The organism is Alkalihalobacillus alcalophilus ATCC 27647 = CGMCC 1.3604 (genome assembly GCF_000292245.2).
Classification (GTDB): Bacteria; Bacillota; Bacilli; order Bacillales; family Bacillaceae_D; genus Alkalihalobacillus; species Alkalihalobacillus alcalophilus.
This window is the reverse complement of the sequence record NZ_ALPT02000048.1, coordinates 16407-32679: the sequence shown is the minus strand read 5'-3', so window position 1 is coordinate 32679 and position 16273 is coordinate 16407. Positions and strand designations below refer to the sequence as shown.

Here is a 16273-nt window from a genome sequence, read left to right as displayed (position 1 = left end):
CGAATGTGGACATCAAGAGGGCAAGAAATCTCTTGAAATAAGGGACTGGACGTGTTCTATTTGCCATAAACATCACGATCGAGATATCAATGCCAGCCAAAATATTCTAGCTGAAGGGGTAAGAACCTTCCACACGGCTTAAAACAACATCCAGAACCGTAGGAATCGACGGGGATAGCTTGGTCCATAAGAGAAACCTCTGTCGGCAAAGAAATCGGCTGGCAAGTACGCTCTGTTCCCAAGAATCTCCCACTTCAAGCGTTAGCTAAGTGGCGAGTAGTTCAATCATTTTGTTCACTATGGATAAGTTAGAATTATACTGCTCAATATGAAAGAAGAGGATTCGGTATAATGAATCCTCTTTTCTGTGAAAGAACAGGCTTTCACTTCCATATATTATGATGTTCTTTATTTTTTTCGTTTCCTCTTCTTCTTTTTCTTTTTCATAAAGTATTTTTTATTACCTGGTAATTCTTTGCTTCTTTCTCCCATAAATAATTCTGCGATTGGATAAAAGGATGTAAGATCATCAGTAACTATTTCTCCTTCTAATACTTCAATAGAACCCTCTTCTGAACTAGGTATATTAATATGAAACTCTTTATACAATTCTATTGGAGGAGGAACGGAAATCACTCCGTTTGAGAGCGTGTTTAAATGAAACAACTCGTTCAAGCCATTCGATAGTAAATCTCTTAAATCCGAAGCCTTCATTTGGCGATAACTTGAAGAACTGATGAGCATTTTATGAAGATAATTAGCTGCTTCTTGTGCTTCGCCTATAGCTGATAAAATCATTCCTAGTGAAAAGAGTGATTCCGTTTGTTGCGGGTTTAATGCAATGGAATGTTCATAGGCACAAGCGGCTAGATCCGCTCTTCCACCTTTGTAATATAGATTTCCTAATCGATTCCAAACGAATGAGTCCTCTTTTGATTCCATCAGCGTATTCAGCAAGTGTTCTTCGGAATCTGTTGCATACGTATGTGAGCTTCCGTCAAAGAGTCTATTTTCCCCTAAAGAGAATCTACTATCTTCACTATTTGAACTAAGCATCATTAAAGCGGAAATAAGCATTATCCTATACTCATTGGTAATATCCCATTTTCCAGCTGAATTGCATTGCTTACAGCGAAAATAACCAGTAGGTTGGACATACTCATCCACTTCTGCTTGTTTATTTTTATTATAGTTCCGAAGATTGATTGTTAGATGTCCCAAATTATATTGAGCTTTCTTTCCACAATTTTTGCAAATTAAAAACTGAAGGTTGCTCTCAAAAGGAGGAACAATTTTTTTGATATTTTTTGAAACTAACTGAACATATTTGCTAGGTAGAGCAGAAAGCGTTGGTAACTCTGGCACCTCTTCTTTCTTTTTTCCTGTTAAAGCACAAATAAGTTGAGGGTTAATTTGATTCATCTTTTATTTGACTCCTTTAATATATTTCATTCTGTTAAGCGATAAGAGTAGTAAAAGAACTTTAAAATGGAAGATCGCTATCTGATACAAAAGGAGTTGTCTTGTTAGTATCAATATCGGTCTCCTCCGAAATGATACTGCCACATTTCTCACAAGAAATAAAAGTATCATTTAACTGATAACCGATAAATCCAATTGTACATTCCTGAATGTCCCATATCATCTCCCACTCCATTTCAAAGTGGTAATTACATTTTTCACAATAAAGCTCAACAGAACCGTAATCTTCTTTTTTTCTTTTTACCCATGGAATCTCTCCTGAATTTTTATAGATAAATAATAACATAGTTAGGTAGGTGCCTGTCACATATATATGAATTTGACATAATTCGTCTTGTGCTAGGTACTATCGCTATGTTATCGGATAGCTAAGGGAGGAACAAAGGATGGTATAATAAACTAAACTATTCATGGAAGAGGTGAATGAAATCATGAATACAGCAAAAGAACGTTTACTTAAAATAATTGATGAAATTCCAGAATAAGAAGTGGATAAAATATTAGATTTTGCGGAATATTTAAAAGCAAAAAAAGAAAAACACTTATCTAAAAGATTTAACTAAAGCTAGTGAAAGTAGTCTAGATTTTTTGGGATAACGAGACCGATGATGAGATTTGGAATAATGTATAAACAAGGTGATATTGTCTTGATTCCAGTTCCATTTAGTGATTTAACTACTCAAAAATTGTAAAGCAATAGGTTTTTAGTGAATTTGACAAAGGGTATATATGATAATTTAAGGGAGAAAGTGGAAGCTATTAAATCTCAGCTATTACTATATTTAAAGTGATATTACTGAACTGAATATGAAAATAAACACTAATGTCTATTTTTATTGGATTTACCTTGTTGAATAAGTGTTCTCTTGGTTAAACTAGAGTTAAAGATTTTTATGATTGGAGTAGCCTTATGGATATTCAAGAACAGCTCAATCAAGCTTTACAAGAGGTTGAAAGACTAAAAAAGGAAAATATACAATTAAAAAAAGAGCTTTATAAAGCACAAGGTCGAAATACCCTTTCTAGTCCAGCATTTAATTTAATGAAAAAAGAGTCTGGTTTTTCTCCTAAAGAAAAAGCGGCAATTACTCTTTTTATGAACCTTTTTCGAGGAAGAGCTGATGTTTTTGCTCAACGGTGGGAATCGAATACGACAGGTAAATCTGGTTATTCGCCTGGATGTGAAAACGAGTGGGATAAAAAGCTTTGCCAAAAACCAAAAATTAAATGTCAGGATTGTTCTCATCGATTATTTAACCCCTTAACCCCAAAAGTTATTTATGAGCATTTAATTGGTAAAAAAACTATCGGGATCTATCCATTACTTGAAGATAACTCGTGCTATTTTCTAGCTCTAGATTTTGACAAAAAGGAATGGCAAGAAGACGTCCATTCCTTTATTAAAACGTGTAAAGATGTAGGGTTACCATATCATATTGAGCGTTCGCGTTCAGGAGAAGGAGCTCATGTTTGGTTCTTTTTTGAAAACGCAATAAGTGCCTCGTTAGCTAGAAAGTTAGGAATGACTCTATTGTCTAGAACTAGAGAAAAAAGGTTTGAAATTGGAGTGGATTCTTTTGACCGAATGTTCCCTAACCAGGATGTTTTGCCTCAAGGTGGCTTTGGTAATCTAATAGCTCTCCCATTACAAAAACAAGCAAGAAACAAAGGAAATAGTGTATTTGTAAATGATTCTTTTGAGGAATACAAAAATCAATGGCAATATCTTTTTTCAATTAAAAAGATATCTGAAAAAGAAATTTTGAAAATAACTAAAAACTTTTCCGGTGGAGAAAATTATATGAAGATCAAGGAGGAAGTTGAAAATTTTAATTTGCCAAAAGAATTAACTATCAAATTAAATCGGAATATTCAAATTCCGAAAAACTTATTACCTAGTAAGATACTTAATGAATTACAAAAACTTGCGATATTTAGCAATCCAGAGTTTTTCAAAGCACAAGCCAAGCGTTCTTCCACTCATCGAATTCCTAAATTAATTGACTGTACACAGATTGAGGGTAATATGCTCATGTTACCAAGAGGTCTATTGGAAAAGGTAAAGGAAGTTTTCGCTAAATATAAAATTGCTCTTATGATACAAAGCGAGCAGTTTGAAGGAAAGTCTATCAATGTTAAATTTCATGGGCAGCTGAGTTTTCAACAAGAGGATGCAATTACATCTATGGTTAAGTATGATAATGGAGTATTGGCTGCGGAGCCGGGTTTTGGAAAAACAGTGACAGCTGCAGCATTAATTAGTAGAAACGAAACCAATACACTCATAATCGTACATCGAACACAATTAGTTGAACAATGGAAAGAAAGATTATCGACTTTTTTAAACATACCAGTCAAAGAGATTGGTCAAATTGGTGGTGGGAAAAATAAACCAACGTATAACATAGACGTAGCAACAATCCAAGCGCTTAATCGTAAAGGGGCAATAAAACCTGAGTTACATCAATACGGTCAAATTATCGTCGATGAATGTCATCACATTTCTGCTGTCAGTTTTGAAAAAGTATTAGATGGTCTACACCCTATAATATTTATGCAATGTGGACCAATAAGATATAAAACGAATAATAAAAAACAAGCCAATATTCGCCCCTTTAAACAAACTCTTGTGCAAAGAGAAACATTATTGAAAACGAATGAAGCGGATATACAAGCTATATATTCATTACTATCCACTAATAAAGAACGAAATGATATCATTTTTAATGATGTTCTACAAGCCCTAGATGAAAAACGCTCTCCTATAGTGTTAACGGAACGTTTAGACCATATAAATGAGCTATATAAGCTATTCAAGGGTTTTGCAAAAAATATTATTATCTTATCAGGAGCTATGAAGAAGAAAGAGCGGCAACAAGCACTCGAAAAGTTAATGAAGGTACCTGATAGTGAGGAGAGATTGTTAATTGCCACGGGAAAGTATGTTGGAGAAGGATTTGATGATTCTAGATTAGATACACTTTTTCTAACTATGCCAATCTCTTGGAAAGGAACATTACAACAATATGTAGGGCGACTTCATCGTAATCATAGCGATAAAAATGAAGTAAAAGTGTTTGATTATGTAGATTCGAACGTTGACGTGTTACAAAGAATGTTTGAAAAGCGATTGAAAGGATATAAAAATAGCGGGTATAGTCTGCAGGGTGAAATCAAAGAGGGAAGCCGACAAATTCAATTGTTTTAGAAAAATGAAATAAAGGAAGCAATGGAACTACCTAGCTATTTATCAGCTTAGCAGAGCTTAATCAAAATGGTTTTAATATGATAAATGGGCATATAAAAGTGCCTAATATGGGTAGTGACAGGTGCCATAACAACCATTTGACGAGCAAAATCGTTAGTTGGTATGATAGAGGGGAATATTCGGAGTATCTGCTCACATTATAGACTGTGGTGATAAAAATGAGCTCAATATCAAATAATCAAATGATTACCAATTGGCTATCCTTTACTAATTTACAAACCAAAATAACAAATGAATTGGAACGTACTCTTCAAGAGAATCATCAATTATCTTTAAAAGAGTTTTATGTCCTTTTATTTTTAAGCGAAACGCCCGAGAAAAAGCTAAGGCTACAAGAACTGCAAAATATGGTAGGCTTGAGTCAAAGTGCCATGTCTAGGCTTGTTAGTCGTTTTGAGGAAAAGGGGTGCGGTGCTTTAAAGCGTCATATTTGTATTGATGATCGAAGGGCGATTTATACCTCTTTAACAGAAGAAGGGGAGAAAAAATTAGAATTAGCTTCGGTAACATTAAATCGTGCCCTCGAAAATATTTTTTCTGACGTGGCCATTAATGAAGAGCTAAAAAAATACATTGAGTTATTTAATCGTTAATAAATGTCTTTAACTTGTAGGAGGAGAATGGTCATATAAGTTAAAGATTTTTTTGTTGAATTCATTCAGTTGACAGCAAAAAATACATAAGTTATTATATGCATGTGCATGCATATAGTTTTGATGAAGCTTTTATAGCTTTTAAATTTAGAGCAAGTAAGAGAAGCAAATTAATAAATTTAAGGAGCTGTGAAGATGAAACATTTATTTACTCCCTATGAATTAATGGGACTATCATTAAAAAATCGTGTCGTTATGCCACCGATGTGTCAATATTCCGTAACAGAGAAGGATGGAATCGCAAATGATTGGCATTATACACATTATGTGAGCCGTGCAATTGGTGGAGCTGGCTTAATCATTATTGAAATGACAGATGTTGAACCGGATGGAAGAATTACTGATTATGATTTAGGTTTATGGTCAGATGAGCAAATTCCTGCCTTAGCAAGAATAGTTGAAGCGTGCCATAAATATGGAGCAAAGGTAGGGATTCAGATTGCACATGCTGGACGCAAGGCAGAAGATGCAGCTGTTCCAGTAGCACCATCGGCTATTCCTTTTGATGAAAATTCAAAAACTCCAAGAGAACTCACAACAGAGGAAGTTAAGAAAACCGTACAAAAATTCGGCGAAGCAGTACGGCGAGCCGTATTAGCAGGTGTCGATGTGATTGAAATTCACGGGGCACATGGCTATTTAATTCATCAGTTCCACTCACCGTTAACCAATAAACGAACAGATGAATATGGAAGTGACTTAACTAAGTTTGGTAAAGAAGTGATCCAGGCGGCTAAAAAGGAAATGCCTGCAACGATGCCCTTAATTATGAGGATTTCAGCTATTGAATATGTTGAAAACGGCTATGGCCTCAATGAAAGTATGTCGATCTCAAACGAATATAAAGAGGCAGGCGTAGATTTATTCCATATTAGTGCTGGTGGAGAAGGACCAATTGCAGCAGAAGGGCGTCCGGGTACACATGTAGCTTATCAAGTTCCACTTGCAAGAGCAGTTCGTGAACAACTAGATGTACCAGTCATAGCGGTAGGAAGACTAGATGAACCATCATTAGCTAATGCGGTGATCGGAAATGAAGAGGCCGATCTTGTTGCGGTTGGTAGAGGGATGTTACGTAATCCTTATTGGACACTTGAAGCAGCCACGGCACTCCGTAAAGAAATACAGTTACCGAAGCAATATCAATTTGGTTTTCCAAATCGATAACACATTCTGATCATATGGGTTGTATGGTATTTTAGATTATTTGCCTAAAAGAGTTACGTTAAGGTTTATTTTTATTTGTATAAACCTTTAGTTACTTCTAAGTAACCTAGGGAAGAAAAGGTGCGTTCTTCACATAAGAACCGCTTACTTGTACAATAATAACTGTGTTCAAAAGGTTACATTATGAAAGAAGAGAGGTTTTAAAAATGGCGCAATCCCTTAAAGGAAAGACAGCACTTATAACAGGTAGTGGTAAAGGAATCGGAAAGGCGACAGCGATTGAATTAGCGAAAGAAGGCGTGAATATTGGTCTTTTAGCACGGACGGAGGCTGATTTAGAAAAAGTAGCGGCCGAGCTTGAATCTTTTGGAGTAAAAGTAGCCTATGCAACAGCTAACGTAGCTTCTATTGAAGAAGTGGAAACAGCAGTAGGTTCATTGACGAAGGAGTTGGGCTCGTTTGATATTTTGATCAATAATGCAGGCATAGGGAAGTTTGGCGGATTTCTTGAGCTTTCACCAGAAGAATGGAAGCACATGATTGATGTGAACTTAATGGGAGCGTATTATGTAACAAGAGCAGTCCTTCCACAGCTTATTGAGAAAAACGGAGGAGATATTATAAATATTTCTTCTACTGCTGGACAAAAAGGAGCTCCTGTGACAAGTGCTTATAGTGCATCTAAATTCGGCTTACTCGGGTTAACTGAGTCATTGGCACTAGAGGTTCGCAAGCATAATATTCGTGTTACAGCTTTAACACCAAGTACGGTTGCGACAGAGCTTGCTTATAAAGAAAATCTAACAGATGGAAACCCAGAGAAAGTGATGCAGCCAGAAGATTTAGCTGAATTCATCGTTTCTCAGCTAAAGCTCCATCCGCGTATTTTTATTAAATCAGCAGGGCTTTGGTCAACCAATCCATAAAAATTTAATCACGATAAGTACAGGGGGAAGCATCGCATTCTCCCTGTTTTTCATTATGGAGATCCATTGTATCTTTCATTTGTTCGATCCGATTTTTGCCCCATTCATACATCATTTCAACGATCGGTAATAAAGTCATTCCAAGCTCAGTCATCGAGTAGATAACCTTTGGTGGCATTTCAGGGTACACTTCACGATGAACAATCCCGTCCTCCGTCAGTTCACGCAATTGATTGGTTAATGTTTTATGCGATATTTTTGGAAAAAGCTTTTGCAATTCATTAAAACGATGAGGTCCTTCCACTCCGAGATGCCATAAAATAACGACCTTCCATTTCCCGCTAATGATTGATAAGGTTAGTTCTTTTTCACAATGAAAATCACCATTGATTAGCTTTTCTTTTATTTCTGCTCGTAATGTATCGGTCATAATAGCTCTCCTTACTTAGCTTAAAATTACATTTCGTATCGCTTAACATCGTTTTTGCGGGTAAAAAAATAAATCAAAAAGTTGTAGCTATTATATCATAATCATTTTTGTAGAATGAATTTTTGTCGACCTAAGTAGCAGTTGTATATCCCCTTATGGCAATTTATTTGATATTGATTTCAGAGGGAAGAAATATCATGTTGAAGCTATGCAAAAGAACTCCATGGGGGCGAAAGTGTCATTGCTGTCACAAGTAATATCAATCTGCTAGCAATCGCGACACCGATCTTGGCCTATGCGGGGATTGCAATCGGACGTTCTTGGACCGATTTTGTCTCGATAGGGCTGGAGAGCAATGGTTGTATCTTTATGTGTGCTGCTCGGGACGTTAATTGGTTCTGCGATTATTGCAGAGCTTGTGTTGAGGTTTCAAGGGATTATCTGAGTTTAACTAATTGTTATGGTACAATTGTATGTAATAAGACTTATAAAGAAATTTAGTTATAGATATATCCCGCTAATGACATATTATGAAACAGTGCTTTAATAAGGAGTTGTGTCAAATGAATAAAAATAAAAGCACCGATATAAAACGCTCATCAAAAGCAGAAACCATTCTACTTCAGATCAATAGTAAAACTAAGCTAGGCGACTTACGAAAAATCGCGAAGGACATTAAAAAAGATCACGAACTCGCTATGGAACTTTGGTCAACCGGAGAGTTTTTGCCCAGACTATTGGCCATCTTAATTATGGACAAAAAACTTCTTTCACAAGATATACTAAATAAGCTTGATAAGGATATGCAGACTCACACATTTGATGAGCGAAATAACTTAATGGATTGGCTAATGGCTAATCAGCTCACCAAAGACAAGAAGAACATTGCATTGATGGGGTTATGGGAAAATAGTCCTTCTGCTCTTCAAAGGCGAGCTTTCTGGTATTTTCAAGGGCGATTGAGATGGACTGGACAGACACCGCCTGATAACACCGCAGACTTACTATCTGCAATTGAAGCTAATATGACGCAGGAAGAACCGGAAGTCCAATGGGCTATGAATTTCATCGCAGGCTGGATAGGCGTTTATGATGAAAAGTATCGAGCACGTTGTATTAAACTTGGTGAGAAAACGGGTCTTTATAAAGATGAAATGGTATCAAAAGGATGTACTCCCAATTATTTGCCAGAGTTCATTACGATTGAAGTTAACAAACGAATTAATGTCCTATAAAGTTTCATGCACTAACCTGCCCCGTCCGTTAGTACCTAAAAGAAAAAAGGCTTCCTCTTTATTAAAGGAAAGCCCCTGGGGTTGAAGTAATTACGTTTGAATGAGTGATATATTTTGAGGATATTATTCCGTACCATTTTATCACTTATTTTTTAATCACAGCCTTTAGAAATCACGCACATTAACTTTTATTTTTTTGGGTGCTCTTTTTAAGGAACCATACTCTCTCTTCATTTTACGTATTAAATGAAATTTTTTATCATGACAGTATATTTGGCGGTTGGATTGATAAACTTGTAAGGCGTTATAATATATAACATTTTGAACATCTTTTATTGGAACAAAGAAATTATCCAGCTCCAAATAATCCTTATGATAGGTTCGTTCATACATGATTAAAATATGCTTTTGTGAAATAGGTAGCGCTATTTCAATTCCTTCAGAATTGTATCCTTCGTATGACATTATTGGATGACGTTTATGAGCAACTTTAATTACAGGATTGTCTGATGTATAAAATGGCATCGTGGTTTGATTTACCCCTACTATCCAACAATGGTTAACCAAAGACTGCGCTAATATGATTGGAAAATCCCCTAAAATAAACTGAGCATGTTCAACACTAGGAATTTCATGCTCTCTTTTTACGGTCATACTCCCATATTCATAGTCTTTATCATGGGTTTTTGCGAGTCTATCAACCAATGCTTGCATTACCCCGTTTTGGGTTTCAATTAGGCTTTTACGGAATTCTTTGGATCTAACAATTTGATATGCAATAAGTAGTGATAGAGGATGACGTTCTTCTAAAGTTAGTGCTTCCGAAAATAACGGGTCTGGATTTAATACATACCGGCTTCTAATATTTTCTAATAAACTCTTATAAGGACCTTCAATTTCCGTTGAAAAAAAATCCTCAATTCCTTGTTCAATCGTTTTATAGCCATCTTGTTTAGTATCGATACCCAATTTTGATAGCTCTTCTTCGAGCTTTTTCTTCTCATCTTCGGGTATAACTTTAAATATCTCGTCAAAAGAAATATCATAAAAATACCTTTGCGATGCAACATTAGTAATATTACTGGGGAAAACAGCATCCGTTTCTTTATCGTAAACCCATAACTGACCTTTTTCATTTGAAAAGTGCTTTAAGTACGACCTAGGTACATAGTGTTGATTTTTAACTTTTCCCATTAGTTCCCCCCTGAACTGTCTATAAATTAATTCTCTCATAATATATATTTTTCTGATTCATTTGTATAAATAATTATCTCATAAAAGTTAGTTGCAATGCTTGATAATACTGTTTTATTATATTTTCACCACATTATCGTCTTCATTACTCTAGTACCCTTTACTGAATTAAAGATAGGTGTTCTAGTTCTTAATAAATAACTTTATAAATTCATCTGCAAATTTCCTTAATGAATCTCTATCAAGTGCGGTCGTCTAAGTTTCTTCATTACTTTATGCATTTTTAGTCAAGTTATACGACCTAGGCATTACATACTCCAAATCATTTATACAAACTTTATCATGAAGTCTATTTGATAAACAATTGCCTCTTAATGGTATTTTAAATATATTTTATTCTGGAATTCCCTTAAAAATTAATAAATTTCTATAGAAGAGTGAGATAAATATGATATTATAGTCCTAATAAATTCCGTAATATTATCCAACTGGTACATACTTGTGGGAGCAGACTAGTTATAAAGGTCACCATCTTTGAAGTGTTAAAACATTAAATAAAGTTAAAACTTGGCAATTGAAATATTGGTGTTTTATATGTAAGGTTGTACTGCAAATATTTTATGAAGTAAGTAATATGCTACTCAGAAAAAAATAAGAGGGTTGATTATTTACAAATATGTATCCGCCCAATTATTAGATAAGTCATCAACGATGATATATCACGATTAAATAGGTCTTAACGCAATTGAATGAAATGGGTGTTGTCAGTCAGTATGGCGATGTATTTGTTGGTGCTTTGGAGGAGTTAAAGTATATCGATTCCCTATAATGAAGAGAAGTCTTTGTAGATTAAGTTTTACAGTAATATATTTTCTAAATGGGTGGAGCCATTTTAAGTTTTCTTTTTTGATTTTAATTCTAAAAAACGGAATATTCAGTCGTGAATTATGCGTTTCTAGAGAAATGTATTATGTACATAAATACTTAACTATAACAATGTTTTTTTAATCATTGAAAGTGAGGTCAATTTAATGTATCTAAAGAGTGTAAGCTTATCTAATTTTAGGCAATTTGGAACAGTAAATAAAAGTGAACCTGCTATAACTGTTGAGTTTAATCCAAACTTTAATATATTGGTGGGAGAGAATGATTCAGGTAAAACTGCTATTATAGATGCTATAAGGTACTTATTGGGTAGTATTAGTGACGACATTGAAAAAATAAAACTTGAAGACTTTTATAGAGAATCAATAGGGACACATAGTGATTCTTTTTATATTGAAGGAACCTTTTCGGATTTAACAGACAAAGAAGCGGGAGCATTTTTGGAATGGTTATCATTTAATAATGAAGATGAATATGAATTGAGAGTCTCTCTGAGGGTGGAAAAAAAGATAAATGAAAATGGACAAGAGTATATTGAAAGAAAAGTACAGGCAGGGGAAAAGATTTATGAAAGTAGATTAAGAAGTCAAGCAAAAGAGTTCTTGAAAACTACGTATCTGAAGCCTTTAAGGGATGCAAGCAATGAATTAAAGCCAGGATTTCGTTCCAGACTTGCTCACATATTAAAAGCACATCCAGCATTTAAGGAATCTAATGATGTAGAGCATTCATTAGTTACTACCATACAAGAAGCTAATAAGAAAGTTGAGGATTTTTTCCAAGAGGAATATAAAGATGGACGATCGTTGGTAAGAGATTTAGAGTTACTTTTAAGTGACTTTCACGATGTTAACGATCAAAGTAAGTCTAGGTCTAAGTTTTCCGTATCTCAGACTGATTTAACTTCTATTCTTAAGAGGCTGAGTCTTGATACTGAAGATATAAACTTAGGATTAGGTAATTTAAATCTATTATTTATTGCAACTGAATTACTATTGTTGAAAAATAACTCAGAAGAAAATGTAATTGGTCCACAAATTACATTAATAGAGGAAATAGAAGCTCACTTACACACTCAAGCTCAGATAAGACTAATAAAATATTTAGAAGAAGAATTAGGAAGGAGCAAGAAAAGAAATCAGTACATACTTACTTCACATAGTACAAACTTAGTAGCATCAATAGATCCTAGAAGTATAATTTTTATGCATAATAGAGTAGCTTATCCTCTAAGAGAGGAATACACTAAATTAGAACATGAAGATTATGCTTTTTTACAAAGGTTTCTTGATTCAACAAAAAGTAATTTGTTTTTTGCGAAGGGTATTATTTTTGTGGAAGGCGACTCGGAGATGCTTTTATTACCTGCACTTGCAAATTTATTAGGTTACCCCCTTCACAAAAGCGGAGTGTCATTAGTAAATGTAAACGGGACTTCATTTGAAAGGTATATTAAACTGTTTTCTAGATCAGATTTGTGGAAGGAACCTCTAGATAGACCAGCTATAAAAACTCCAATTTCAATTATCACAGATATAGATGTCAAGCCAATGGTTTACTACAATATTGAGGGCAAAACTAAAGCTGTGTATTCTATAGTTGATCACTCACAATTAACTGATGTACTGAATTTATGTGATGAACAATACGATGAAGTAATCCCTGAGCATATAGGAATTGAGTACTCTACGCTAAATAAATTATCTTCTGATTTTGGAATTACGCTTACAGAAGGTAATAGACCAGAAATAGAGAAGAGGGTCAAAAAAAGCATATCTGAACAATATATTATTTCTTCAGGATTACAAAAAGAAACTAGTTTAATGGATAAATATTCAAATTATGATGCGAACTTAGAGGTCTGTATTTCGCCAGATTGGACGTTAGAATATAGCCTTGCCTTGAGTTGTTTAGCTCCTTTATTATTAGAGTCAATTCAAGAAGTGAGATATAAAAAGCCATTTGAAGGAAAGAAAAATGAGGTCTTTAAGACACTTAAAGAAAAACTAATTAAAACCCCAAAGGATCCAAAGTTAGCTTATCAAGTTTTTAAGCCAATCAATGACAAATTAGTCTCTAAAGCAGAGGTTGCACAATGTCTTGCAATAAAGTTAAATGCGGTAGCAGATGATCCCGAAATACAAATGGAGATGAAAGAGCAAATATTCAAGGATGATAAACTAAATTATATAGTGAGAGCAATTGTTCATTCTTCGACTATTCCTAACGTATTGGAGGAGGTAAAGTGATGAACATCTTAGAGAATCTCAAGATTATTACCCCGAAGATATTGCCATCAGGATGTGATTTTTTTGATCAACAAAAAGAAGTAATAAGTGCAGAGGGATCAATTGATATAGTGGCAGGTCCAGGATCCGGTAAGACAACGGTTCTAACTGCAAAGTGTGGACTACTTTTAAATGATACAGCCCAGAGTGATAAAGGTACATGTCTTATTACACATACAAATGTTGCAGTAGATGAGATAAGAACAGGTTTAAAGAAGCTAGGTATAAACGATATTGAATATCCCAATTTTATAGGAACAATTCAAGAGTTTTTTAACAGCTTCTTTGCAAAAAAAGCTTTTCATATAATTATAGGAGAAAAGACGTTTAATGTAGTAGATGATGAAGAATATCAAGATAAGTTTGAAAAACTTTTTGATGACCGTAAACCTGATTGGTATTTGGTGAATAATCCGAATGTGAAAAAATGTAATCCACAAATTTTATTCACTGATAATTTATCTTACGAAATTATCAGTGATGCAAAACCTTCATATAGAAATGCCTTAAATGAAAGTGTTAGAACCTTATTTAGTTGGGGCGTTGTAACTAATCAACAATGCTTAGAATTATCTAACTGGTATATAAATATGCATGGGCCACAATTAAAAAAAGCAATGTCAAATCGCTTTCGCTATGTTCTTTTAGATGAGGCCCAAGACACTAGTCATCTACAATTTGAAATGTTAAATTATCTGTTCTCTGATAGTGAAATATCATTTCAAAAATTTGGTGATCCATATCAAGCCTTATATAATATCTTTGATGGTAATATAGATACTTGGATACCTACAAAACAATTAGAAACAAATTACCGTGAAATTTCAGAGACATCCAGGTTTGGAACGAGCATAGCAAATATTATTAAAAATGTATGTGTGGAAAGATACGATACTTTCACTTCTTTAAATATTATAGACTCATTCGAACCTCATTATATAATATATAAAAATGAAGATGACTTAATAAGCAAATATAGAGATTTAATTAAATATTATGAGCTAGAATCTGACTCGTTCTCTAAGTCAATAAAAAAAGATGCGATACTCTCACCTTTTCACAATGATTTGTCATGTCTTTTTTCTATTTATACCAAACCGTCTACTATGCAAAGAAATAACCAGAGTCCAGTAAAGAACATCTTTCATTTTCTAGTAGATATGATCTGTAAAGAGATGGGAATTACTTATAAGGGTATAATTGAAATGTTGGAGGTGGACTTAACTTGCAGGACTTTGATTAGTAAATGTATTTTGAAATTAGCAAATAAAAACCTTGAATTAAATACTGTTATTAAATTATTTGAAGATATTTTGATTAATTTATCGAATAGTGAAAAAAAAGAATTTTCAAAAGTTAACTTAGAAGGTCAAGTTGAATATTTTAGACAAGTTTTCTTTTCGAGTTTAAAGAACGTTGATGAAGAGGAAACTAGTAAATCGGATTTTTATATCGGTACTGTTCATTCGGCAAAAGGTGAAACTCACCGATCTACATTGCTTGTGTTAAACACAAAGTTTATAGACTATGACAGTAATAATGAACTCCTAATGTTTGACTTGTTATTTGAATACTTATTAGGGAATTACAAAAATCCTGAAGAGATATTAGATACAGTAGAAAAAAATGAAACAGTAAAATCGTTAAAGTTAGCATATGTAGCACTAAGTCGTCCTACACATTTAATGGCAATCGCAATCCCAGAAAGTATAATAAAAGATAGAAATACTATTATAAAATTAGATAAATTTGGTTGGAAGAACTCAGGAGAACTTTTACATGTATAATTAATCTACAGTCTTAGTATGATTAAAGAATATGGTAAATAAAAGTTACCTGTTACTGTTCGCAGTATATCCAAATTGACAAAATATGAATTACTACATGTACTTTTAATAACTTTTTTTCTGAAACTAGATACCTTTAAAAAGAAGATATTATATCAATGAATGATACAAGCAGAAAGCACAGTTAAAAGTATACATATTATGATTGATAAATAACCAATAAATTCACTTTAATAGGAGTAATGCAACTATAAGTCAGCTTTCTATGATAGTCTAAAAAAGAAAAAATTTACAAATATAAAAAGAGGGTGTCGAATAAGCCTGTCAAATACTCACGGTGATCCGTACCATAAGTAATAGTTACTAGTAAAAAAGGTTAACAGCTAAGAAATAGAACCTGGTGTCGCTCGAAATTAATTAGAATTTGTCGACTGTTTATAAGTACTAAAATCATGAACAACGAAAAGCATCTTCACTCTGAAGATGCTTTTTCGACATAATTCGAAAAGTGAAAGGCACCTAAAAAGAGGCACCTAAACATGGTAAAATAGAATTAGGGATAAAAGTTTGGTTATTTAGACAATAGGAATATTAATTTGAATTCTGTTACCTTCATCCACCTCAAAACAGAAAGGAAGATTTCATGTCAGAACGCCTCCTTAGACTTGTCCGTATTATTAACTTAATTTAGTCGAGCCCTGGGATTAAATCTAAGGAGCTGGCTGAACGGTGTGAAACGACGGAAAGAACGATTTATCGAGATTTGGAAATGTTGAGTGTTGCTCGTGTGCCGATTGTTATTGATGGGTACGGGAAAGGAAATCGATTTGTTGGCAATTTTTCTACGTATCCTCTTGATTGGACAGGCGAAGAGGCCGTTGTGTTTGGGATGCTTCCTAAAGTTCTGGATCCAATCAATCATTTAGTTCCTCCTGATTTTTAAGCGGCTTATGAAAAG

Annotated in this window: 13 protein-coding genes; 9 read left to right on the top strand and 4 right to left on the bottom strand. The window is 34.0% G+C overall.

The window, feature by feature from the left end:
* The coding region (locus tag BALCAV_RS21695) for a zinc ribbon domain-containing protein (RefSeq protein WP_152563054.1) at nucleotides 1–142 on the top strand (142 nt) is incomplete at its 5' end.
* Nucleotides 143–408: 266 nt separating this feature from the next.
* On the opposite strand, the gene BALCAV_RS13480 is transcribed toward BALCAV_RS21695, so the two are convergent.
* Both BALCAV_RS13480 and BALCAV_RS13475 read right to left on the bottom strand, forming a co-directional pair.
* On the bottom strand, nucleotides 409–1422 hold the full coding sequence (locus tag BALCAV_RS13480) for a tetratricopeptide repeat protein (RefSeq protein ID WP_003322209.1): 1014 nt from the start codon (nucleotides 1420–1422) through the stop codon (nucleotides 409–411).
* 61 nt (nucleotides 1423–1483) lie between these two features.
* Entirely contained in the window at nucleotides 1484–1768 is a 285-nt protein-coding gene (locus tag BALCAV_RS13475) for a hypothetical protein (protein WP_003322210.1), read from the bottom strand.
* 624 nt (nucleotides 1769–2392) lie between these two features.
* On the opposite strand from BALCAV_RS13475, the gene BALCAV_RS13470 reads away from it, so the two are divergent.
* From BALCAV_RS13470 to BALCAV_RS13455, 4 genes are all read left to right on the top strand, one after another.
* Nucleotides 2393–4690: a TOTE conflict system archaeo-eukaryotic primase domain-containing protein gene (locus tag BALCAV_RS13470; RefSeq protein ID WP_003322211.1), complete on the top strand. Its 2298-nt coding sequence runs from the start codon at nucleotides 2393–2395 to the stop codon at nucleotides 4688–4690.
* 218 nt (nucleotides 4691–4908) lie between these two features.
* Nucleotides 4909–5343, top strand: a complete 435-nt coding sequence (locus BALCAV_RS13465; protein WP_003322212.1) for a MarR family winged helix-turn-helix transcriptional regulator — start codon at nucleotides 4909–4911, stop codon at nucleotides 5341–5343.
* Nucleotides 5344–5538: 195 nt separating this feature from the next.
* Nucleotides 5539–6570, top strand: coding sequence for an NADH:flavin oxidoreductase/NADH oxidase (locus BALCAV_RS13460; protein ID WP_003322213.1), 1032 nt, complete (start codon nucleotides 5539–5541; stop codon nucleotides 6568–6570).
* Nucleotides 6571–6776: 206 nt separating this feature from the next.
* Nucleotides 6777–7496 (top strand): 3-ketoacyl-ACP reductase, encoded by a 720-nt coding sequence (locus BALCAV_RS13455; RefSeq protein ID WP_003322214.1) that lies wholly within the window; start codon nucleotides 6777–6779, stop codon nucleotides 7494–7496.
* Nucleotides 7497–7500: 4 nt separating this feature from the next.
* Here the strand turns inward: BALCAV_RS13455 and BALCAV_RS13450 are convergent, their stop codons facing one another.
* The gene (locus BALCAV_RS13450) at nucleotides 7501–7926 is read right to left on the bottom strand and encodes a winged helix-turn-helix transcriptional regulator (RefSeq protein WP_003322215.1); all 426 of its coding nucleotides are present in this window, start codon (nucleotides 7924–7926) and stop codon (nucleotides 7501–7503) included.
* 563 nt (nucleotides 7927–8489) lie between these two features.
* Between BALCAV_RS13450 and BALCAV_RS13440 the strand changes: the two genes are divergently transcribed.
* Nucleotides 8490–9161: a DNA alkylation repair protein gene (locus BALCAV_RS13440; RefSeq protein ID WP_003322216.1), complete on the top strand. Its 672-nt coding sequence runs from the start codon at nucleotides 8490–8492 to the stop codon at nucleotides 9159–9161.
* A 165-nt stretch (nucleotides 9162–9326) separates the two neighbouring features.
* Here the strand turns inward: BALCAV_RS13440 and BALCAV_RS13435 are convergent, their stop codons facing one another.
* Nucleotides 9327–10355: a DUF4238 domain-containing protein gene (locus BALCAV_RS13435; RefSeq protein WP_003322217.1), complete on the bottom strand. Its 1029-nt coding sequence runs from the start codon at nucleotides 10353–10355 to the stop codon at nucleotides 9327–9329.
* A 1031-nt stretch (nucleotides 10356–11386) separates the two neighbouring features.
* On the opposite strand from BALCAV_RS13435, the gene BALCAV_RS13430 reads away from it, so the two are divergent.
* From BALCAV_RS13430 to BALCAV_RS22100, 3 genes are all read left to right on the top strand, one after another.
* Nucleotides 11387–13489 carry an ATP-dependent nuclease gene (locus BALCAV_RS13430; RefSeq protein WP_003322218.1) on the top strand — a complete coding sequence of 701 codons (2103 nt, stop codon included), beginning with the start codon at nucleotides 11387–11389 and terminating at the stop codon, nucleotides 13487–13489.
* Nucleotides 13489–15315, top strand: coding sequence for a UvrD-helicase domain-containing protein (locus tag BALCAV_RS13425; RefSeq protein WP_003322219.1), 1827 nt, complete (start codon nucleotides 13489–13491; stop codon nucleotides 15313–15315). Before BALCAV_RS13430 ends, BALCAV_RS13425 begins: the two co-directional genes overlap by 1 nt.
* A gap of 769 nt (nucleotides 15316–16084) precedes the next feature.
* Nucleotides 16085–16258: a hypothetical protein gene (locus tag BALCAV_RS22100; protein WP_003322221.1), complete on the top strand. Its 174-nt coding sequence runs from the start codon at nucleotides 16085–16087 to the stop codon at nucleotides 16256–16258.
* Nucleotides 16259–16273 lie beyond the last annotated feature (15 nt).

What these genes read in the sequence shown, in the direction of transcription:
- BALCAV_RS22100 (WP_003322221.1), top strand. Translation starts at nt 16,085, where the DNA reads ATGTTGAGTGTTGCTCGTGTGCCGATTGTTATTGATGGGTACGGGAAA.
- BALCAV_RS13435 (WP_003322217.1), bottom strand. Translation starts at nt 10,355, where the DNA reads ATGGGAAAAGTTAAAAATCAACACTATGTACCTAGGTCGTACTTAAAG.
- BALCAV_RS13455 (WP_003322214.1), top strand. Translation starts at nt 6,777, where the DNA reads ATGGCGCAATCCCTTAAAGGAAAGACAGCACTTATAACAGGTAGTGGT.
- BALCAV_RS13470 (WP_003322211.1), top strand. Translation starts at nt 2,393, where the DNA reads ATGGATATTCAAGAACAGCTCAATCAAGCTTTACAAGAGGTTGAAAGA.
- BALCAV_RS13425 (WP_003322219.1), top strand. Translation starts at nt 13,489, where the DNA reads ATGAACATCTTAGAGAATCTCAAGATTATTACCCCGAAGATATTGCCA.
- BALCAV_RS13480 (WP_003322209.1), bottom strand. Translation starts at nt 1,422, where the DNA reads ATGAATCAAATTAACCCTCAACTTATTTGTGCTTTAACAGGAAAAAAG.
- BALCAV_RS13475 (WP_003322210.1), bottom strand. Translation starts at nt 1,768, where the DNA reads ATGTTATTATTTATCTATAAAAATTCAGGAGAGATTCCATGGGTAAAA.
- BALCAV_RS13465 (WP_003322212.1), top strand. Translation starts at nt 4,909, where the DNA reads ATGAGCTCAATATCAAATAATCAAATGATTACCAATTGGCTATCCTTT.
- BALCAV_RS13440 (WP_003322216.1), top strand. Translation starts at nt 8,490, where the DNA reads ATGAATAAAAATAAAAGCACCGATATAAAACGCTCATCAAAAGCAGAA.
- BALCAV_RS13450 (WP_003322215.1), bottom strand. Translation starts at nt 7,926, where the DNA reads ATGACCGATACATTACGAGCAGAAATAAAAGAAAAGCTAATCAATGGT.
- BALCAV_RS13430 (WP_003322218.1), top strand. Translation starts at nt 11,387, where the DNA reads ATGTATCTAAAGAGTGTAAGCTTATCTAATTTTAGGCAATTTGGAACA.
- BALCAV_RS13460 (WP_003322213.1), top strand. Translation starts at nt 5,539, where the DNA reads ATGAAACATTTATTTACTCCCTATGAATTAATGGGACTATCATTAAAA.